Raw genomic sequence first — 22,352 nt, forward strand, 5'->3', positions numbered from 1 at the left:
TCAAAATGATTGACTTTTACTTGCTTAAAACGATTTTGGCGGCCAGCGGTGTACCGACATTATCTGTGGCAGTGTTAATTTGATCCATAATCAGTACATTAACCTTATGATCTTTTGTAAATGCGGTATTGAATTGTGCGGTCAAGGTTGAAGCTGATTTGCCATCATATTCTAACGCTATGATGCTTACAGGAGATTCTCCATTCATAAGTTCGAAAATGACGTATTTGGTACCGGAATACGTTAGTCCTTCGGTTGGTGTTACAGTCACCTTGGCTTCAATACCATTTTTCGTATCCAGTCCAGTACCGGAAATAACGTACGGCTTGGCATTTTCTGCTGCAAATGCTGCAGTGACCTTGGTGCTTTCCTCAAAGCCGGCGCGGGTTACTGTAATTTTCACGGTTCCAGCCGTTGCGCCAAGCTGCTCTATCTGCAGGCTGGCCGATGTAGCGCCACTTGCTACCGTATCCGTTTTGAGCAATTCACCCGTAGAGCTGTACACTTTCACAATATCCCCAGCTTGGAGATTGGTCACGAGTATCGAATCTTGTCCAGTTACGTTGTTTGTGACCGTGATGTCCGAAAGGACTGGAGCCGACGTTAGAACGTTCTTCAGTACGATCAAATTAAATGTTCTCTGTTCCGTCGTACCGTTCTTCGTAATGGTAGCCGTTAAAGTAACGGAAGCGTCACCGACAGCATTAGCCGGACGATTCACGGTTCCGTTTGCTGTAATAACGGCTGTGTTGCTGGATGACCATGTGATCGTTGTACCGTTCGTTCCCGTTAATGGGAGCGTTAGATTGTGCGTCACGGTAGTTGCCTTATCGACGCCTGAATAGACAATGCCAAGCGCCGCTTTGTCAGCCGCTACGGATTCCGCTTCGTTAAACGATGTTTCTTTAATAACCGTCACGTCAAACACTTTCGTATCTTGTACACCGTTCTTCGTAATTGTAGCTGTCAGCGTCACGATGGTATCGCTGGATGTCTTCGCCGGACGCGTCACTTTTCCGTTCGTGGCTACGACGAGCGGGCTGCTGGACGACCATGTAATAATCGCTCCATTTGCTCCCGATGTCGGCAATGTCAAGTCCTGCGTTACGTTGACGGCTTTATCGCTGCCGCCATAAACGATACCGAGTCCCGCTTTGTCAGCTGCTACGGATTCCGCGTCGTTGAACGACGTTAGCTTAAGCACATTAATATTGAATGTTTTCGTATCCTGCACACCGTTCTTCGTAATCGTAGCTGTCAGCGTCACGATGGCATCGCTGGATGTCTTCGCCGGACGCGTCACTTTTCCGTTCGTGGTTACGACGAGCGGGCTGCTGGACGACCATGTAATAATCGCTCCATTTGCTCCCGATGTCGACAATGTCAAGTCCTGCGTTACGCTGACGGCTTTATCGGTACCACCATAGATGATTCCGAGTGCCGCTTTGTCTGCCGCTACGGACTCCGCGTCGTTGAAAGCCGTATGCTTAAGTACATTAACATTGAATGTTTTTGTATCCTGCACGCCGTTCATCGTGATCGTAGCTGTGAGCGTCACGATGGCATCGCTGGATGTCTTCGCTGGACGGGTCACTTTTCCGTCAGTGCCAACGATATCCGTGTTGCTGGACGACCATGTAATATTCGCTCCATTTGCTCCCGATGTCGGCAATGTTAAGTTCTGCGTAACGCTGACGGCTTTATCGCTGCCGCCATAACCGATACCGAGTTCTGCTTTGTCTGCCGCTACGGCTTCAGCGTCGTTGAACGTCGTTACTTTAAGGACCGTCACATCAAATGTTTTCGTATCCTGCACACCATTCTTCGTAATCGTAGCTGTCAGCGTCACGATGGCATCGCTGGATGTCTTCGCCGGACGGCTCACATTACCGTTTGTAGCTACAACGGCCGAGTTGCTTGACGACCATGTAATAATCGCTCCATTTGCTCCCGTTGTCGGCAATGTCAAGTTTTGTGTAACGCTGACGGCTTTATCGCTGCCGCCATAACCGATACCGAGTTCTACTTTGTCAGCTGCTACGGATTCCGCATCATTGAAGGACGTTAGCTTAAGCACATTTACATTGAATGTTTTCGTATCCTGTACACCATTCTTCGTAATCGTAGCAGTCAGCGTCACGATGGCATCGCTGGATGTCTTCGCCGGACGGCTCACATTACCGTTTGTAGCTACAACGGCCGAGTTGCTTGAAGACCATGTAATAGTCGCTCCATTTGCTCCCGTTGTCGGCAATGTTAAGTTCTGCGTAACGCTGACGGCTTTATCGCTGCCGCCATAACCAATACCCAGTTCCGCTTTGTCAACTGCTACGGATTCCGCGTCATTGAAGGACGTTAGCTTAAGCACATTAACATTGAATGTTTTCGTATCCTGCTCGCCGTTCTTCGTAATCGTAGCTGTCAGCGTCACGATGGCATCGCTGGATGTCTTCGCCGGACGGCTCACATTACCGTTTGTAGCTACAACAGCCGAGTTGTTGGACGACCATGTAATAGTCGCTCCATTTGCTCCCGTTGTCGGCAATGTTAAGTTCTGCGTAACGCTGACAGCTTTATCGCTGCCGCCATAACCGATACCGAGTTCCGCTTTGTCAGCTGCTACGGATTCCGCGTCATTAAAGGACGTTAGCTTAAGCACATTAACATTGAATGTTTTCGTATCCTGCTCGCCGTTCTTCGTAATCGTAGCTGTCAGCGTCACGATGGCATCGGTCGATGTCTTCGCCGGACGTGTCACTTTACCGTCCGTGTCAACGATAACCGTGTTGCTGGACGACCATGTAATATTCGCTCCATTTGCTCCCGTTGTCGGCAATGTCAAGTTCTGAGTAACACTGACGGCTTTATCGCTGCCGCCATAACCGATACCGAGTTCTGCTTTGTCTGCCGCTACGGATTCCGCGTCGTTGAACGACGTTACTTTAAGAACTGTCACATCAAATGTTTTTGTATCCTGCACACCGTTCTTCGTAATCGTAGCTGTCAGCGTCACGATGGCATCGCTCGATGTCTTCGCCGGACGTGTCACTTTACCATCCGTGTCAACGATAACCGTGTTGCTGGACGACCATGTAATATTCGCTCCATTTGCTCCCGTTGTCGGCAATGTCAAGTTCTGAGTAACGCTGACGGCTTTATCGCTGCCGCCATAACCGATACCGAGTTCCGCTTTGTCTGCCGCTACGGATTCCGCGTCGTTGAACGTCGTTACTTTAAGAACCGTCACATCAAATGTTTTCGTATCCTGCACACCATTCTTCGTAATCGTAGCTGTCAGCGTCACGATGGCATCGCTGGATGTCTTCGCCGGACGGCTCACATTACCGTTTGTAGCTACAACGGCCGAGTTGCTTGACGACCATGTAATAATCGCTCCATTTGCTCCCGTTGTCGGCAATGTCAAGTTTTGTGTAACGCTGACGGCTTTATCGCTGCCGCCATAACCGATACCGAGTTCTGCTTTGTCTGCCGCTACGGCTTCCGCGTCGTTGAACGACGTTACTTTAAGAACTGTCACATCAAATGTTTTCGTATCCTGCTCGCCGTTCTTCGTAATCGTAGCTGTCAGCGTCACGATGGCATCGCTCGATGTCTTCGCCGGACGGCTCACATTACCGTTTGTAGCTACAACGGCCGAGTTGCTGGACGACCATGTAATAATCGCTCCATTTGCTCCCGTTGTCGGCAATGACAAGTTCTGTGTTACGCTGACGGCTTTATCGCTGCCGCCATAACCGATACCGAGTCCTGCTTTGTCAGCTGCTACGGATTCTGCGTCATTGAACGTCGTTACTTTAAGAACTGTCACATCAAATGTTTTTGTATCCTGCACGCCGTTCTTCGTAATCGTAGCTGTCAGCGTCACGATGGCATCGCTGGATGTCTTCGCCGGACGGCTCACATTACCGTTTGTAGCTACAACGGCCGAGTTGCTGGACGACCATGTAATAATCGCTCCATTTGCTCCCGTTGTCGGCAATGTCAAGTTCTGTGTAACGCTGACGGCTTTATCGCTGCCGCCATATACGATACCCAGCGACGCTTTGTCTGCTTCCACCGACTCGGTATCATTGAACGTCGTTTGCTTAAGCACATTTACATCGAATGATTTCGTATCTTGTACACCGTTCTTCGTAATCGTAGCTGTTAACGTCACGATTACATCGCTTGATGTCTTAGACGGACGGTTTACATTTCCGTTCGTATCAACGACAGCCGAGTTGCTGGACGACCATGAGATAATCGCTCCATTTGCTCCTGATGTCGGCAATGTTACGTTCTGTGTTACGCTGACTGCTTTATCGCTGCCGCCATATACGACACCCAGCGCCGCTTTGTCCGCTTCCACCGATTCGGTATCGTTGAAAGTCGTTTGCTTGAGGATGTTCACCACAAACTCTTTGGTTTCCTGAACGCCATTTTTTGTAATGGTTGCCGTTAGGGTAACAATTGCATCGTTAGATGTTTTTATTGGACGAGTTACTATACCTGTTACTGCATTGACAGCCGAATTGTCGGATGCCCACGTGATCGTAGTTCCATTGGCGCCTGACGATGGAAGCGTCAAGTTTTGCGACACGTTGGCTGCATGATCAGCACCGGCATACACGATGCCAAGCGCTGTTTTATCAACCGAAACAGACTCACTATCTGTAATTGCCAGTTTGATCAGTTTGACAACAAACTCTTTTGTCTTCGTGCTGCCATTTCGAGTCAAAGCAGCTGTCAGGGTGGCAGTCAAATCACCTGTCAAGTAAGTTGGCCGAGTAACGTTACCGTTAGTAGCGTCTACCGCTAGTAGATCAGAGCTCCAAGAAACTGTCGATCCTTCAACTCCCAATAGAGGAAGCGTTAGCTGACCTGTTACATGGCTGGCAGCATCTCCTGGCGTGAATTGAATTTCTAGCGCAGCTGTATCACGATTTAACGAGCCGGCTTCTAACCCATTGTCTAGTGCTGTCTGAATGGCCGTTATGTCCACAAAGCCAGTCCCTGGACGAGCTGCCAACACATTGCTTGCGGTAGCCAGCTTGTCCGCATTGCCCAATATGTTGTAAACAGTCAAATCTAGTCCGAGCAGGCCAGCTTCCAGCGCCGTTTTCATCGTTGCTGCACTAACCGCCACGTTCACATTAGCTGTTGGCATACGTGCTGTCACTGCTGCATCAAATGCCGCTTGCACAGCCGCTTGGTCCGCATAACCTCCAACTGGAAGACCTGATTGCACGGCCGTTGCTACAGCTGCCTTATCCGCCGCTGTCCAAGTTGAGTAAATTCCAAGCGTCAATGAGAGCGAGCCAGCTTCAAGCGCTGTTTGCGTTGCTGCCGCATTTGCCGCAATATTCACATCGGCCACCGCTGTCCGTGCCGTTACCGCCGCATCGAACGCTGCTTGTATCGCCGCTTTATCTGCATAGCCACCTACTGGGAGACCCGCATAAACAGCCGCAGCTACCGCTGCCTTATCCGCCGTTGCCCAAGTAGAGTATATCCCCAGCGTCAGGGAGAGCGAACCGGCTTCAAGCGCCGTTTGCGTTGCCGTTGCATCTGCTGCAATATTCACGTCGGCCACAGCAGTCCGCGCCGTTACAGCCCCGTCAAATGCTGCTTGCACTGCCGCTTTGTCCGCATAACCTCCGACTGGAAGGCCTGCTAGTACGGACGAAGCTACCGCCGTCTTATCCGCCGCTGTCCAAGTCGGGTACAAAACACCTAGGTTCAGTGAAAGGGAACCGGCTTCCAGCGCCGTTTGCGTCGCCCCCGCATTCACCGCAATATTCACATCCGCAACTGCTGTACGCGCCGTCACTGCAGCATCGAATGCCGCTTGTACCGCCGCTTTGTTCGTATAGCCTCCAACTGGAATACCCGCTTGCACGGCCGTCGCTACGGCTGTCTTATCCGCCGCTGACCAAGTTGGGTACACTACGCCGAGGTTCAGCGAAAGCGAACCGGCCTCCAGCGCCGTCTGCGCTTCTGACGCATTCGCTGCAATATTCACATCCGCAACTGCTGTACGTGCCGTTATTGCCGCATCAAACGCTGTTTGTACCGCCGCTTTATCCGCATAGCCGCCTACTGGCAGTCCCGCATGCACGTCTGTTGCTACTGCTGTCTTGTCCGCCGCTGTCCAAGTCGCATATATGCCCAGCGTCAGGGAGAGCGAACCGGCTTCCAGCGCCGTTTGCGTTGCCGCTGCATCCGCTGCAATATTCACATCGGCCACTGCATTCCGCGCCGTTACAGCCGCGTCGAATGCCGCTTGTACTGCCGCTTTGTTCGTATAACCTCCAACTGGCAATCCCGCTAGTACGGACGCAGCTACCGCCGTTTTATCCGCCGTTGTCCAAGTTGGGTATACAGCTCCCAGCGTCAGGGAGAGTGCCCCCGCTTCCAATGCTGTTTGCGTAGCAGACGCATTCGCTGCAATATTCACATCCGCAACTGCTGTACGTGCCGTTACCGCAGCATCGAATGCCGCTTGTACCGCAGCTTTGTCCGCAAAACCGCCAACCGGAATTCCCGCTAGCACAGCCGTCGCTACAGCTGTCTTATCCGCCGCTGTCCAGGTCGGGTATACTGCGCCGAGGTTCAGCGAAAGCGAACCTGCCTCCAGCGCCGTTTGCGTTGCCGCCGCATTCGCAGCAATATTCACATTTGCTACAGGCGTACGTGCCGTTACCGCCGCATCTAACGCTGCTTGTACCGCCGCTTTATCCGCATAGCCGCCTACTGGCAGACCCGCATGCACGGCTGTTGCTACGGCTGTCTTGTCCGCCGCTGTCCAAGTCGAGTAAACGCCTAGCGTCAGTGCGAGCGAGCCGGCTTCAAGCGCCGTTTGCGTTGCCGCTGCATCCGCTGCAATATTCACATCGGCTACCGCTGTCCGCGCCGTTACCGCAGCGTCGAATGCCGCTTGTACTGCCGCTTTGTCCGCATAGCCGCCTACTGGAATACCTGCGTGCACGGCTATCGCCACAGCCGTTTTATCCGCCGCAGACCAAGTTGGGTATACAGCTCCCAGCGTCAGGGTGAGTGCTCCTGCTTCCAAAGCCGTTTGCGTTGCCGACGAATCCGCTGCAATATTTAAATCCGCAACTCCTGTACGCGCCGTTACCGCCGCATCGAATGCCGCTTGTACCGCCGCTTTGTTCGCATAGCCTCCCACGGGAATACCCGCATGTACGGCCGATGCGACTGCTGTCTTATCCGCCGCTGTCCATGTCGGGTACACTGCACCGAGGTTCAGCGAGAGCGAACCAGATTCCAGCGCCGTTTGCGTTGCCGACGCATTGGCAGCAATATTCACATCCGCTACAGCCGTACGTGCCGTTACCGCTGCGTCGAATGCCGCTTGTATGGCTGCCAGGTTGGCATATCCAATTCCCGGGACACCAGCAAATACTTGCGCCGAAACCGCAGCTTGGTCTGCTGCAGACCAACTGCTATATACGCCAAGTGTAAGTCCGAGCGCCACATTTTCGAGAGCCGTTTCCATTGTAGTTGCATCGACCGCATTATTCACAGCAGCCATCGGTGCGTCAGCGGAGATCGCGCTATCCAGCGCCAACTGAATTGCAGCTTTATCTACAAAGCCGTTAACAGGACGATGGCTCAACACATGGCTTGCGACAAGCACTTTATCTGCCGTATGGAGCAAATTATAAGATGTCAGATCCAAAGCCAATGAACCGGCTTCCAGCGCCGTTTGCGCTGCCGCCGCATTCGCTGCAATATTCACATCGGCCACTGCTGTCCGTGCCGTCACCGCCGCATCGAATGCCGCTTGTACCGCCGCTTTGTTCGCATAGCCTCCAACTGGAATGCCCGCTTGCACGGCCGTCGCTAAGGCTGTCTTATCCGCCGCTGTCCATGTCGGGTACACTGCGCCGAGGTTCAGCGAGAGCGAACCAGCCTCCAGCGCCGTTTGCGTTGCCGCTGCATTCGCAGCAATATTCACATTCGCTACAGGCGTTCGTGCCGTTACCGCCGCATCGAACGCTGCTTGTACCGCCGCTTTATCCGCATAACCACCTACTGGCAGTCCCGCATAAACAGCCGCAGCTACCGCTGCCTTATCCGCCGTTGCCCAAGTCGAGTATATCCCCAGCGTCAGGGAGAGCGAACCGGCTTCCAGCGCCGTTTGCGTTGCCGCTGCATCCGCTGCAATATTCACATCGGCTACTGCTGTCCGTACCGTTACCGCCGCGTCGAATGCCGCTTGTACTGCCGCTTTGTTCGCATAACCTCCAACTGGCAGTCCCGCTAGTACGGACGCAGCTACCGCAGTCTTATCCGCCGCTGTCCATGTCGGGTAAACTGCGCCCAGGTTAAGCGAAAGCGAGCCCGCTTCCAGCGCCGTTTGCGCTGCCGCCGCATTCGCTGCAATATTCACATCGGCCACCGCTGTCCGTGTCGTTACCGCGGCATCAAATGCCGCTTGTACCGCAGCTTTGTCCGCAAAACCGCCAACCGGAATTCCCGCTAGCACAGCCGTCGCTACAGCTGTCTTATCCGCCGCTGTCCAGGTCGGGTATACTGCGCCGAGGTTCAGCGAAAGCGAACCTGCCTCCAGCGCCGTTTGCGTTGCCGCCGCATTCGCAGCAATATTCACATTTGCTACAGGCGTACGTGCCGTTACCGCCGCATCTAACGCTGCTTGTACCGCCGCTTTATCCGCATAGCCGCCTACTGGCAGACCCGCATGCACGGCTGTCGCTACGGCTGTCTTGTCCGCCGCTGTCCAAGTCGAGTAAACGCCTAGCGTCAGTGCGAGCGAGCCGGCTTCAAGCGCCGTTTGCGTTGCCGCTGCATCCGCTGCAATATTCACATCGGCTACCGCTGTCCGCGCCGTTACCGCAGCGTCGAATGCCGCTTGTACTGCCGCTTTGTCCGCATAGCCCCCTACCGGAATACCAGCGTGCACGGCTGCCGCTACAGCCGTTTTATCCGCCGCAGACCAAGTTGGGTATACAGCTCCCAGCGTCAGGGTGAGTGCTCCTGCTTCCAATGCCGTTTGCGTTGCCGACGCATCCGCTGCAATATTTACATCTGCAACTCCTGTACGCGCCGTTACCGCCGCATCGAATGCCGCTTGTACCGCCGCTTTGTCCGCATAGCCTCCCACGGGAATACCCGCATGAACGGCCGTCGCGACAGCTGTCTTATCCGCCGCTGTCCATGTCGGGTACACTGCACCGAGGTTCAGCGAGAGCGAACCAGATTCCAGCGCCGTTTGCGTTGCCGACGCATTGGCAGCAATATTCACATCCGCTACAGCCGTACGTGCCGTTACCGCTGCGTCGAATGCCGCTTGTATTGCGGCTTTATCCGCATAGATTACTCCCGCATGCACGGTTGCGGCCACTGCTGTCTTATCCGCCGCTGTCCAAGTCGGGTATGCTGCGCCCAAGTTCAGGGAGAGAACGCCGTCTTCCAGCGCCGTTTGCGTTGCTGACGCATTCGCTGCAATATTTACATACTCAACAGCTACCGCAATATCCAGCGCTGACTGCACCGCAGGCTTGTCCGCATAGCCGCCGACAGGGCGGTAGTTCAGCACCAAACCTGCAACGTCTGTTTGTTCAGAAGCCGATAAGGAATTATATGCCGCACTTAAGGTGAGCGCGAGCGTACCACCTTCCAAAGCCGTTTCCATGGCTGCAGCATTTGCTGCCGCATTGATGTCAGCCATCGGAGCAACCTGACCGACAGCTGAGTCAAAAGCAGCTTGAATCGCCGCAAGATCTGCATAGCCGTCACCTACAGGACGCGCTGCCAGCACCTCGGCCGCTACGGCTGCTTTATCTGCTGAAAGCCATCCTGGATATGTAGCCCCTAAATTCAAGCCGAGACTTCCTGCTTCCAAAGCAGCTTGAATCGCCGCAGCGCTAACAGCCACATTCACATTGGCAATTGGCGTCCGCGCCGTTACCGCCGCGTCGAACGCTGTTTGTACTGAAGCCTTATCCGCATGGCCTCCTACTGGCAGGCCAGCATTCACGGCTGTCGCCACGGCCGTTTTATCCACCGTTGTCCAAGTTGGGTACGCTGCTCCCAAGTTTAACGAAAGCGAACCAGCTTCCAGCGCTGTCTTTGTTGCCGCCGCATTCGCTGCAATATTCACATCGGCCACAGGTGTCCGTGCTGTAACAGCCGCATCGAACACTGCTTGTATCGCCGCTTTGCTCGCATACCCTCCAACTGGAACACCTGCATGCACGGCCGCTGCTGCATTCGCCTTATCTGCTGCTGACCAAGTCGAGTAAACGCCTAGCGTCAAGGAAAGGGCGCCCGCTTCCAGCGCTGTTTGCGTTGCCGCCGCATTCACTGCAATATTCACATCGGCCACAGGCGTACGTGCCGTTACTGCTGCATCAAACGCGGTTTGTACCGCAGCCAAATCCACGTATCCGCTAACCGGACGAGCAGCAAGGACAGCAGCAGCAACAGCTGTTTGATCTGCTTGCAGCCAACTAGGATAAACTACGCCTTGCGCCAGAGCAAGCGCTCCGTTTTCAAGTGCTGTTTCTATTGCAGCGGCATCAGCCGCTTTGTTGACCGCTGACATTGGCGCATTTGTAACAATTGCCGAATCCAAACTCGTTTGAACGGCTGCTTTGTCCGCATACCCTCCACCACGGTTTGCAAGTACCAGAGCCGCAACCGCATTTTTATCTGCTGTACCGAGATCGTTGTAGGCTGTAAGCGTAAGCCCTAATGTTACAGATACTAAAGCGCTCTTCATACTGTTCGTATCCGCAGTTGCGTTGACTACATCGACAGCTTGTGCAACCTGCTCGGTAACAACTATGGCATTCAACGTGCTCTGGATGCTCGGCTGATCGGCGAAAGCACCGTTTGCAATTTTATAGTTCAATACCCCAAGAGCGGCTGCGATTCTATGACCAGCAACCAGTTTGTAATATTCCGTCAAATTCAAACCTAGATTAGAGGCTTCCAAAGCGGATTGCGTATCGTTTGCCGTTGCTGCATCATTCACCACTTGCACAGCTGCAGCGTACGCCTCAAACTGAGCCCTTTGACTAACAAAAGAGTTCAATTTGCTTTGAATCGCCGCTTTGCTCGCATACGCTCCGCTGCTTTGCTTAAAGTCATACATTTGCTGGGCAACTGCGTCTCGGCTGGCTTGGCTGCTCAAATTATTGAACGAGGTCAGCACTAAACCGAGGTACGGATCTTCCAATGCGGTCGTCATCGTTGCAGCGTCAGTTGCTGCGTTCACACTACCCACCGCTAGAGAAAGCGCCTCCTCGTCCAGTTGGACTTGCACGACGTTGTTGAATTCGCTCTGGATAGCCGCTTGATCAGCGAAACTGCCATGTGCGGTTCGATAATCCAGCAGCAGCTGAGCCGCTCCCAGTTTACCGTTTGGCGTGCTCAAATTATTGTATGTAGTCAGGATCAGACCGAGTGCCGTACCTTCCAGAGCTGTTCTCATGTCGCTCGCAGAAGCTGCCGAGTTAACGGCATTAATGGCATTAAGCAAAATTTCAACATTCTGGCGGGCTGATACTGCAGTGTTCAACTCTGTTTGAATGCTCGGCTGAGTAGCAAAGCTGCCATTAGCCGTGCGGTAATCGATCACATTTTGCGCGACAATATCTTTGCCCGTGCTGCTTAGAGAATTATACCCTGTAAGGTTCAGAGCCAGATCCACTCGAGTGAGTGCGGCCTGCATATCGGAGACGGCAGCAGCGGCGTTCACTTCCGCAATGGCAGCAGCTTCATCTGCACTCGCTACTTGGACAGGCAATACGGAAATGATCGATGCAGTTGCCATCGTAGCGGATAGTACGGCAGACATCCCTTTGACCAAAGGCTTTTGATTGTCTTTCTTTATCTTCGACATGTCATCGTTACCTCTCTTTTTCACATTTATGTATGGTTCGTTAAATCTCTGTCATCTTGTTTATTTCACTTGAAATACACGCCATTCATCCGTACCAAAGCGAATCAGACTCACGAGATATTCGTATTTTCGCTGTCCGTCCGTATCCTGATAGAATACAACCATATTCGAGCGGTAAACGGGCTCGACTCCATCGGTTACAAACATTTGCGATTTCAGGTCAAAGCCTCTGGTTAGGGCAGGCTCAGTCCTAAGCGTCGGCAAAAAGAACTCATCCATATAATGCTTGGCGACTTCAATCAAACACATCTGTTCCGTCAGCTCCAGTCGATCGGTCCCGAAGACGACCTCGTCCTCCTGCAAGCTTTCTGGATCAGGGAGCACATGCATTGCTTCAACAGATTTTGGAGTGGTTGAAAAAATGCGTTGACGCAGACGGGACCACATTCCTTCCCGGTGTTCCATCTCTTGACCCCCGCTTCAAACCGCTCAGTTATTGTGCTTGTGCTTCAAAAACGGATGCAATGGCTTCGTTGAACGCCTTCTGAATATCGGTTCGGCTATTGAAACCGCCGGCTGGGGCAGCTTCGCGAACCGACTCTGCAGCAGCAAGCTTGCCGTCCGCATTCAATTTTCTATAATTGATAAGGATGAGGCCCAAATACGGTGCTTCAAGAGCACTTTGTATCTGCGCCCCACTGTCTGCTGAATTGACCGCAGCAACCGCATTGCGCAGCGCTACAGCATCTCTTTGAACCGCTACCGCCTTGTTCAAAGCATCTTGCAGCTCAGCTGTATCGGCATAGTCCCCAGCACTCAGCAATGCTTGTGCTACCGCCTCTTGATCTTGTGGGCTAAGCTCGTTGTAGCCCGTCAAGTTCAAAGCTAGTTCTACGGCGCTCAAGACTTGTTGCAGCGTGGCAGCTGACTCGGCAATTCGCACTGCCTCCAACGCTTGTACGAAAGGCTGTACGTAAACCGAATCCGTTACCGTCGTAGATTGATCGTATACGGAATCCGATACGCTGCCCCCTTGGAACATGTCGGCTTTTATGAAATCAGCCGGAAGTACGGCAACAACAGTTGACGCGGCCAAGGTCGCTGTCATGACTTGGGCTACTTTTTTACTTAAAGGCTTTTTTGAATCGGATTTTTTCTTTGTCATTGGAAATCTCCTCTTTTCTTCATGAAAGTTAGGATGAATGGGTTGAATTTGGATTAGATCAACTGCTTATGCAAGAGTGATCCGTTTATTGGTTCAATGCCTGCCACCACCTCCAAAGTAATCCTCAAAGTGAGTTGTCTTCCTTATGCCGTCCCGGAAAGCGAAGGTACCGCTTCGTTTCTCATCTCCCGAATCAACATTTTGCAGACGGCGCGGTGATGCTTGCGTTCGAACTTCAAGTGGAGATGATACGCTTCCTCCTCAAACACCTCAACGGGGTCCCTTTTTTCCAAAGCCCTATAGTGGATTCCTTGTTTAATGAATCCAAGCTGGTCCAGATGATCCTGCCAAAACTCATCAAGCAGCCGCAAATATTCATGCCGCCATATGGAACGCAAATGCTGCAAGCTCCGATCCTCTATGAAATGCGCCCAATCCTGTCTCCAGGTTTGCTCCACTTGTCCAAGCATTCCTTTACCTGTCATGAAGTCTGTAACCGCAAGAGGGGACGATAGCCCAAACTCCTGCCTCAGCAGCTCCACCTTCCATTCCTCAGTGAGCCGGTCAGAAGGACAATACCTCTGCACACGATCCTTGATCCAAAAGGAAACGGATCGGCAAACGGCATCTTCCACTCGCTCCATTAAAAGCATCCCTTGCCTATGCGCATAAAACCATTCCCTCTGGTGATGAATGACGCAGTCGAACTTGTATACCAATGAACGAATATCGTACATTTGCTGCTCTGCCCGCCTTTGCACCATTTCCACAAAACGCAGCAGTTCCTTGGAGGAAACACCTTCATCCCCCCAACTCCACTTTTCTTGCCATGCCTCCACCTCTTCACCAGCGAAGCGATGGAATAAATCATCCTCCAGCGAGATAAAAAACTGTGATGCTCCCGGGTCTCCTTGCCGTCCCGATCGTCCTTTCAACTGAAGGTCAATTCTCCGGCTTTCATGCCTCTCGAGCCCGATGACATGCAGTCCTCCCAATTCGGCAACACCTTTGCCTAGACAAATATCGGCTCCACGTCCAGCCATATTGGTAGCTATTGTGATGCCTCCCTGGGTTCCGGCGCTACGGATGATTTCCGCTTCTTCAGACTGAGTCTTCGCATTCAGCACCTGACATCTCAAGCCCGCTTGTGACAAGCGGTCCGCCAATTCCTGCGACTGCGAAACGGTAGTCGTGCCCACCAATATCGGAATGCCCTGCTGATGCAAAGCAGCAATCTCCGAAACCAATCTCTTGTACTTGGCTTCTAAGCTGACAAAGACGAGATCGGGAGCATCCCGCCTGACAACCGGCTTATGCGGAGGAATCGACAATACATCCAAACCATAAATATGCCTCAGCTCTTCACAATCCGTCTGAATCGTCCCTGACATCCCGATCACTCGGGAATACAAGCTAAAAAACTTCTGTACCGTAATCGAAGCATTAGATCGAGTCTCCTCGCTGATCGGCAGCCCTTCCTTGACTTCGATCGCCTGGTGAAGACCATCGCTGAATTCCCGACCCTCCATCATTCGTCCCGTAAATGAATCGATAATTTTCACTTTACCGCCTTCAACCAAATAATCCCGATCAACCCTCATTAATACCAGAGCGCGCAAGCTTTGCAGCAAATAATGGAACACTGTCGTATATTCCAAATCAAACAAATTATCGATCATGAACACCGTTTCGATCTTCCGAATCCCGGTTTCGGTAAACATCACTTGATTCGATTCAACGTCCAGCTCATAATCTTTTTGCTCCCTTAAGCCTTTGACAAACTTGGAGCAAATGTAATAAAGATCGGGTGCTGCTTTCGTCTTGCCCGCAATGATCATCGGAGTTTTGGCTTCGTCAATGAGTACACTATCAATTTCATCAATAACCGCATACGCGAGCGGACGCTGTACTTGCTTGGCCGGATCAAACGCCAGATTATCCCTCAAAAAGTCGAAGCCAAATTCCGACCAAGCGCCGTAAGTAACATCGCATTCGTAGACCGCCTGCTTCTCTTCCATATGAAGTCCTGCATGATTCAAACCAATCGACATCCCCAGCATCTGAAAAACTTCACGCGCCTGCGTATAATCTCGTTCGGCCAAATAAGGATTGACCGTAATCATATGAACGCCCTTGTTCTGAAGCGCGAACCAAAAAACAGGGATCAAAGATGCAAGCGTCTTCCCTTCACCGGTCAACATCTCAGCAACTTTGCCCTTCATCATCCCGTAGCCGCCGAGCAGCTGCTCGTCATGCATAACCAAGCCCAACCGCCGCTTAACCGCTTCTTTTACCAATGCAACAGCTATGTAAGGAACATACGCAGGAGGTGTACTCCTCTTAAGTTCCTCTTTTAGCTTTTCAGTCATCAACATGAGCTCCGAATCAGAGATGCGACTAATCAGGTTGTACTTTTGGTCGATCAGGTGGAGGGCATTTCTCATGCTTACTAGTTCATGGGATACTAGGCCTTTCGCCCACTTTTTCCAAGCCGCAAGCAAATTAACAACTCCCATCCCCAAAAATGTAGTCCTCCAATACCATATTTCTAAAAATATCTTTAATTTAGATTAACTAAAAAACGTCTCACTTAGTTATATCGGACTATTTCGACAATATATTAATAGTAAATTCTTTCAGTTTTTTAGATTTCATATTTATTTTTTATATATTTTATAGTCATTCAAACATAATTTTGCTTAAAATAATCAGGCTTGATCTTCTAAAATCACATTTAGGCACAAAAACCTAGTATCCAAGGCTCATTCTCTAGCCATATAAGGTTTAACCACATAAAAAAATACACCCCTTAAAATTTTCATCGGAAAACCCAGCGGTTTGTCCAATGTCTATTCTTAGGGGTGCACTTGATGTTTTAGTGTTTGCTATTTTTCTCTCTTTGAAGAACAAGAAGGTTCATTACGATTCATCATTTGTATTCCTGCTGCTTAGTCTTCTTCTATAGTAACAGCTTGATGCCGATTGATCCTCACAAAGATGTTATTGTTTTCTATGTAGGTGATCATTTCGTCTATTTCCTCAGCAGTCAATTTAAAATATAATATTCTTCTCCATAATGACTCGAACTAAAGATGTTAGAATCGAGGAAATTGTTAAGCAGATATTCTTTAGTCGATTTACTCCACTCCACGAAAAATTCAATTTGTTCGCCATATTCTTCAATGCTTAGTATTGGACAAACAGATTTTAAATCATCAATTAAACGTAGTTCACTTCAACCTATAGCACCTCACATATGTGGAGTGTCTTTACAATATAAAACAAATCTTAAAGTGGTAATGACCGCATCAAAGAAAATTGTTTGGCGAGAAAAAGCGGAGTATACGGCATGTCATTTCGCAGCCAAGCGATAATCGTACCGATTAAAGCGGAAGAACTGTACCATATCGCAATATCCTTTTGAATATTCGCTGTTGAAATGTAGGATTCGCTCTCTTCTCCACCTAGCCTTTCGGCAACTAATCCCGCTAGCAGCCTTAACAATCGATCCGAAAAGATCGTCGTTCGATTCGACGCGAGAATGATTTTGTAAAATTTTGCGTGTTTGGCAATGTGTTCGAGCAAATTTACTAGCATCGGCCAATCCACCTCTTCTGCCGGATTCGGATTCGGAAGTGTATTGTCCAAAACTTGATGAATGTCATCGATCATATCATCCGCCATCTTTTCCAGCATATCCGGAATGTCCCGATAGTGCAGATAAAAAGTAACCCGGTTAATGGTGGCACGCTCTGCCAATCGATTAACCGATATTTTCTCGATATCCATTTCCTGAAGCATCTCAATAAAGGCGTCTCTAAGCAACTGACGTGTTCGGAGTATGCGAGGATCTGTTCGCTGCATTGTATGATCCATATCCTTCTCCTTTTTACTTTTTTCAAACTACAATTTTAATGCATTCGTAGAATATCTTCGAGTTAAACGACATTAAAACTTTTTCATGTAAACTACTTTACACTTTATCCAATTCTGTTGCTTGTAAACACATCAATTCTGCCTATAATCTAATTAATACACTGTCGATTATATAACACAGTGTAAATTAAGTCTATGTAGAGAGATTGAAAGGATGGAGTAGGTTGAGTAAAAGTTTGGCAATAAACAGCAGTTCGATAAAAAAGGGACCGATCTTGTTCGTTATGATTTTGGGTGCCTTTCTTGCGACGCTGAATCAGACAGTCATGAGCGTTGCTGTCCCGGAATTGATGAATGATTTTAACATTTCGGCTGCAACGGCACAGTGGCTGACAACAGGGTACATGTTGGTTAACGGTGTTTTGATTCCGATCACAGCCTATTTGATGCAGCGATTTACGACGCGTGAGCTGTTTCAAACCTCAATGTTTATTTTTCTTGCGGGAACGATCGTATCGGCGGTTGCAACGAGCTTTCCCATCCTGCTCACTGGGCGCTTGATTCAAGCAGCCGGAGCCGGAATTATTATGCCGCTGCTCATGAATGTCATTTTAACGCTGTTCCCTCCCAATAAGAGAGGGGCCGCTATGGGCATGGTCGGGTTCGCCATCATTTTCGCACCAGCGATCGGGCCAACGCTTGCCGGTTACATCCTGGAAAATTATCCGTGGGAAATGATGTTTTACGGCATGATTCCGTTAACTCTCATTGTTATCATCTGCGGGTTTATTTATCTAAAAAATGTATCGGAGCGAATCCAAGCTAAAATTGACATGCTAAGTGTCGTCCTCTCCACCGTTGGATTCGGCGCAATGATGTACGGCTTCAGCAGAGCCGGCAGCTTAGGCTGGTCGAGCGCGGAAGTTCTCGTAACTATAATTTCGGGGGTTATTTCCCTCGTCCTGTTTACTTGGCGGCAGTTGGTTTCCCAAAATCCGCTCCTTGATCTCAGAGCTTTCAAGTACAGCATGTTTTCTTTAACAACCATCATAAATATCGCGGTTACCATCGTAATGTATGCGGATATGATGCTGCTTCCCCTTTATCTACAGAATGCCCGTGGCTTTACAGCTCTGGAGTCTGGCTTGTTGATGTTCCCTGGCTCGATCCTAATGGGCATTCTGATGCCGATCACGGGACGGCTGTTCGATAAGTACGGAGCCAAATGGCTTTCCATCATCGGAATGGCGATAACGATCATCACCACCATCGGCTTTATCAACTTGACGGACACGACCAGCTATACCTATCTGGTTCTCATGTCTACGGGTCGCCGATTCGGTATGGCTATGCTCCTTATGCCGATCACTACAGCAGGTTTAAATCAATTGCCAGCTAGACTTAATGCGCATGGTACAGCTATCTCCAATACGATTAAGCAAGTTGCCGGCGCTGTAGGTACATCACTGCTCGTAACCGTTATGACGAGTCGTACCAATACTCACCTTCAAGATTTAATGGTTTCAAACGGGACAGAAGCCATAACACAAAAGCAAATGATTATGGAAGCTTCAATCCAGGGTATCAATGATGCCTATCTCGTTATCGTTGGAATAGGCATTATCGGTTTGCTGCTATCGTTCTTTATCAAACGTACGAATCAAGCTTCTGCGGAAGAATCCAAAGCCAAACTGAAAGTGGCAATCGCCAAAGAAGCGTAATGAATGAAGCAGTCTGCTGAGCCAAACTAAGGTATTTCTCTCAGCGGTCCGCAAAACGAAAATAGAAGGCTTACTCCGTATCATAGAGTAAGCCTTCTAACGTTTGCTGAATTCCAGACAACCTTAGTGTTAACCGAATTCTTCATTAGCTTAATTGATGAACAATGGCAGCCGCCGGTAAAATTAACAAACTACCTAACTTGTTCCTCGCTCCAAATCTCCAAATCTGTATTCCCGAAGTGGCATCGTATCACACGTTGGCCGTTATAGGTCGATACGATGGCGTCCCGCCAATCGGCGGGTTCCTCCCCAGCCAGCAGCGGCCCAAGTGAGCGTTTAGAATCCCTGCTTATGAATTGGAAGATTAACAGAGCATCAAGTGAGACTATTTCAAATAAAACGGATCGCCGTGCAGCGGCGGCAGCGGCTGCGGCCGAACGACCTCGCCACCCCGTTCATACGACTCCTGCACTGCATGCACATACTCCAGCACAGCAAGCGCAGCGCATCCAGAGACACCTTGCCGTCAACATCCTATCGTCCTCTGAATTGAATATTCATGTCATTAGATAAGATCAATAGACGAATTGTCGAGCCGTCAGTTGTAATCGCTTTATATTTCCATCATACTGTCTCTTTCTGTCCGAATCATGGCGGTTCGGGACAGAAACCGTTCCGATCGGGACCGTTTTCAAAAAAAGGGATAGCTCGATTACGTACAAAAACCTAAAGAAAAAAACCGCCAATATATGCACGGTCTATCGTAATTTATTGCTCATCTCCATTCTTTTTTGAAACAATTGTAACCGCTCTAACAACCACGTCAGGGAGTCTTTGACGAATTTGCATCTTTGCTTCGGCAAAATGGTTTGCTTTCACATTTTCGAAATACAATACACCATAAGCGTCTTGATATTCTACCGTATATTCAATTTGTTCATTGTTCACGAACCCCGCCACCTCTTCTGTCCATTCCCCTAAAAGAATGTTCGACAACGTAAGGAATTAGATTCATAGTTACGCTCCCTTCATTTCTTAGTAATCAACACGGTATTTCTCTTCTAAGTAAGAAGACTCATTGTACCTTGATTTCAAAATTCTAGGTTGAATAAAAACGATATCTGTATCTTCACTTGAAGGAGTGATATTGGCATTACCTAATTCTTTAATACGTTCTACAACTTGTTCGTCAATCTCGACCAAATCCATTTCATCTTCACATACCAACCGTATTGGTATTTCTCGGGTGACCGTATTCTCGCGTGATAACAAAGTCACACAAATTGTCACTTCACCACATGCTATTGCGTCTTGGGTGAAAATTTCAATCATAACCTCTTTGTCCTTTGAATCGAGGAGAATTTGTTTACGACCATTCTCGGTATAACCATTGAGATTGCATGAGCGATAAATCCCATTCGGAAGTTGTATCTCCATTTCGGTTTTTTGGGAAACAGATTCTTCATCTCGGAAGATTTGTATCCATAAGTGATTCATTCCTTCTTCGTTCTCCATCATTGATTTAGCTAACTTCATTTCAAGCATCATTGATTTTCACCTCTTAATGCCTGCGATACCGAATCAATAACTTTTTGCTTTAATTCAGCAGAAATCCGGGGGCTTATCGTTATGATGACATCATCAGAAATTTTCAGTATTTCGTTTTCAATCATTCGACTCGGTTCATATAATGCCATTTGCTGACTGATTTTTTCAATGTCCTCCAATGAAAGTTTCTTTAATAATTCCTGAATAGACGCTAGGGTTTCACCAGTTCTTGATAAAGTGATAATAGCGCGAAAATAGTGAATGTGATTATCCGTGTACATCCTTTTATTACCGATTAATTCAAGGGGCGGTATCATACCAATTTGCGTGTAATACCTTACCGTTCGCAAATTCATGCGTGGGTCGTCTTGTTGGAGAACTTCCGCTATTTGTTTGGCGGTATAACTATTCATGACACACCTCCAATTACACTCTACTGTATCCATTACAGTTAAATGTATTATTTACAGCTTACTGTAACTATATTCAATTGTCAATCCGTTGTGCATGGATTCGGGTAAAATAAAAAGCAGGACAATTAGCCCCTCTTGTACAATAAATTTGTGAGCGAGTTAGGGAGGGAATAAGTGGATATTTATTGAATCGAAGGATTTCCAAATACAGAAGTCCTTAGAATAAAAGATGCTAATCACGTATTAGAGGTAAGCGAATTGCATCAGTCTTTAAAGATATTGAAAAACATAGTGGAGGTATCTAGTGGGTTTTTCAATCATAAATAGTGCACATGATAGTCATTCAGCTAACAGGCAGATTTCGCTAACTGGAGTTGAATGTTGTTATTCCACTCTCAATATTATATAGTGAGTAAAAATTCATTCATTAAAAAGGAGCGAATTGCTTGCCGCGTAGCAAGGAACAGTTTGAAGAAATGCGCAATGCCACTAGAGAAAAAATCCATTCAGCTGCAATGCAGTTATTTGTTCATCAAGGTTTCGGCTCGACGAATGTTCAAGATATCGCGGATACAGCTGGCATAAGTATTGGGCTGCTGTATCGTCATTACAAAACGAAGGATCAGTTATTTAACGAATTGGTTGCCTACGCTGTTGAAGGATTGAAACGTAATATTACTTTCTTTGAATCCGATCAATCCCCTAAAAAGTTAATGGCAATGTTTGTCGACGAAGTCTACAATGACATGATCAATGGGGAGGAACTAGCCCATCTGCTGATCCTTATTAATCAATCGCTATTAGCTGGAGCTGCCACAGCCTCAAAACTTTATGAAGAGATCCTCCAGGTAAATACCAGGCTGCTTGATTCTACGGCACAGCTCATTCGCAAGGGTCAGCAGCTTGGGGAACTTTACTCGGGTGATGCGCAGGAAATGGCTGCCCTTTTTTATGCATCGATTCAGGGTTTGGCTCAGATGAAAGTATTGCTAAAGAGCAACTTTACCATGCCCTCACCATCTATCCTCACCGCATTTCTATTGAAGGAAAGGAAGTGACCATGTCATGATTAACGTGGTTAGAGCCGATCAAGCTGAATTTGATGTGAGGCGAGGAATATCTGAAATATTCGCAGAGGGATTCACACAGTGGCTTGGGTTTTTCTCTAAGGATCCGAAAAGGATTGCTGCAGCGTTCGCCCATATATTCGTTTTGGACCAATTTTATGTGGCTTTATACAAGGGGCAAGTGGTCGGAATGGCTGCTTGTACGGATGGAACTTCACTTTCGGTTAAACTGGATAAAAAGGAACTTCGCAAACATTTAGGCTTTTATAGAGGCACTATGGCTGGTATTTTCTTGAAAAAAGAGTTTGAAACTCCCTTCGTTCCTCCTTCACCTAGTGTAGGCTCCATTGAATTTGTAGGGACTGCCGCCGAATTCAGGGGGCAAGGCGTTGCTTCGCAACTGAGTCGTCATATCCTTGAGCATACACCATATGAGGTTTATTTGATTGAAGAAGTCGCCGATACCAATATTCCAGCCATGAAACTCTATCATAAATTAGGTTTTGAAGAATACAAACGCAGGCAAATACCAATTAAACGGGCAAAGAAAATCGGGATCAATTACATTGTATCATTGCGATATTCGAAATAATGCGGATTAGAAAAGTTATTACGTTGACCAACGAATTCTAGACTTCTAAAATGAAGGATACTCATTAAGACAACAAC

The 22,352-nt window shown here is 48.8% G+C and carries 12 protein-coding genes; 4 read left to right on the forward strand and 8 right to left on the reverse strand.

Annotated elements, in window-relative coordinates:
- Nucleotides 1-16 precede the first annotated feature (16 nt).
- The 5 genes from AC2TDN_RS15440 to AC2TDN_RS15460 form a co-directional block, all read right to left on the reverse strand.
- Nucleotides 17-11,893 (reverse strand): immunoglobulin-like domain-containing protein, encoded by an 11,877-nt coding sequence (locus tag AC2TDN_RS15440; RefSeq protein ID WP_484688678.1) that lies wholly within the window; start codon nt 11,891-11,893, stop codon nt 17-19.
- 60 nt (nt 11,894-11,953) lie between these two features.
- Nucleotides 11,954-12,358, reverse strand: coding sequence for a hypothetical protein (locus AC2TDN_RS15445; RefSeq protein WP_484688680.1), 405 nt, complete (start codon nt 12,356-12,358; stop codon nt 11,954-11,956).
- A 28-nt stretch (nt 12,359-12,386) separates the two neighbouring features.
- Nucleotides 12,387-13,058 (reverse strand): hypothetical protein, encoded by a 672-nt coding sequence (locus AC2TDN_RS15450; RefSeq protein WP_484688681.1) that lies wholly within the window; start codon nt 13,056-13,058, stop codon nt 12,387-12,389.
- 143 nt (nt 13,059-13,201) lie between these two features.
- Entirely contained in the window at nt 13,202-15,574 is a 2,373-nt protein-coding gene (locus tag AC2TDN_RS15455) for a preprotein translocase subunit SecA (protein WP_484688729.1), read from the reverse strand.
- A 772-nt stretch (nt 15,575-16,346) separates the two neighbouring features.
- Nucleotides 16,347-16,934: a TetR/AcrR family transcriptional regulator gene (locus tag AC2TDN_RS15460; RefSeq protein WP_484688682.1), complete on the reverse strand. Its 588-nt coding sequence runs from the start codon at nt 16,932-16,934 to the stop codon at nt 16,347-16,349.
- Between the two features lie 284 nt (nt 16,935-17,218).
- Here AC2TDN_RS15460 and AC2TDN_RS15465 point away from each other — a divergent pair, with 284 nt between their 5' ends.
- Both AC2TDN_RS15465 and AC2TDN_RS15470 read left to right on the forward strand, forming a co-directional pair.
- Entirely contained in the window at nt 17,219-18,655 is a 1,437-nt protein-coding gene (locus AC2TDN_RS15465) for a DHA2 family efflux MFS transporter permease subunit (protein WP_484688731.1), read from the forward strand.
- A gap of 351 nt (nt 18,656-19,006) precedes the next feature.
- Nucleotides 19,007-19,228, forward strand: coding sequence for a hypothetical protein (locus AC2TDN_RS15470; protein WP_484688683.1), 222 nt, complete (start codon nt 19,007-19,009; stop codon nt 19,226-19,228).
- Nucleotides 19,229-19,423: 195 nt separating this feature from the next.
- On the opposite strand, the gene AC2TDN_RS15475 is transcribed toward AC2TDN_RS15470, so the two are convergent.
- From AC2TDN_RS15475 to AC2TDN_RS15485, 3 genes are all read right to left on the reverse strand, one after another.
- Nucleotides 19,424-19,603: a hypothetical protein gene (locus tag AC2TDN_RS15475; protein ID WP_482067507.1), complete on the reverse strand. Its 180-nt coding sequence runs from the start codon at nt 19,601-19,603 to the stop codon at nt 19,424-19,426.
- A gap of 87 nt (nt 19,604-19,690) precedes the next feature.
- Nucleotides 19,691-20,203, reverse strand: a complete 513-nt coding sequence (locus AC2TDN_RS15480; protein WP_484688684.1) for a hypothetical protein — start codon at nt 20,201-20,203, stop codon at nt 19,691-19,693.
- The gene (locus AC2TDN_RS15485; RefSeq protein WP_482067509.1) at nt 20,200-20,616 is read right to left on the reverse strand and encodes a MerR family transcriptional regulator; all 417 of its coding nucleotides are present in this window, start codon (nt 20,614-20,616) and stop codon (nt 20,200-20,202) included. Before AC2TDN_RS15485 ends, AC2TDN_RS15480 begins: the two co-directional genes overlap by 4 nt.
- Nucleotides 20,617-21,062: 446 nt before the next feature.
- Between AC2TDN_RS15485 and AC2TDN_RS15490 the strand changes: the two genes are divergently transcribed.
- Nucleotides 21,063-21,674, forward strand: coding sequence for a TetR/AcrR family transcriptional regulator (locus AC2TDN_RS15490; RefSeq protein ID WP_484688685.1), 612 nt, complete (start codon nt 21,063-21,065; stop codon nt 21,672-21,674).
- Between the two features lie 7 nt (nt 21,675-21,681).
- Entirely contained in the window at nt 21,682-22,275 is a 594-nt protein-coding gene (locus AC2TDN_RS15495) for a GNAT family N-acetyltransferase (RefSeq protein ID WP_482067511.1), read from the forward strand.
- The last annotated feature ends 77 nt before the right edge of the window (nt 22,276-22,352 follow it).

The organism is Paenibacillus sp. Y660 (assembly GCF_057221575.1).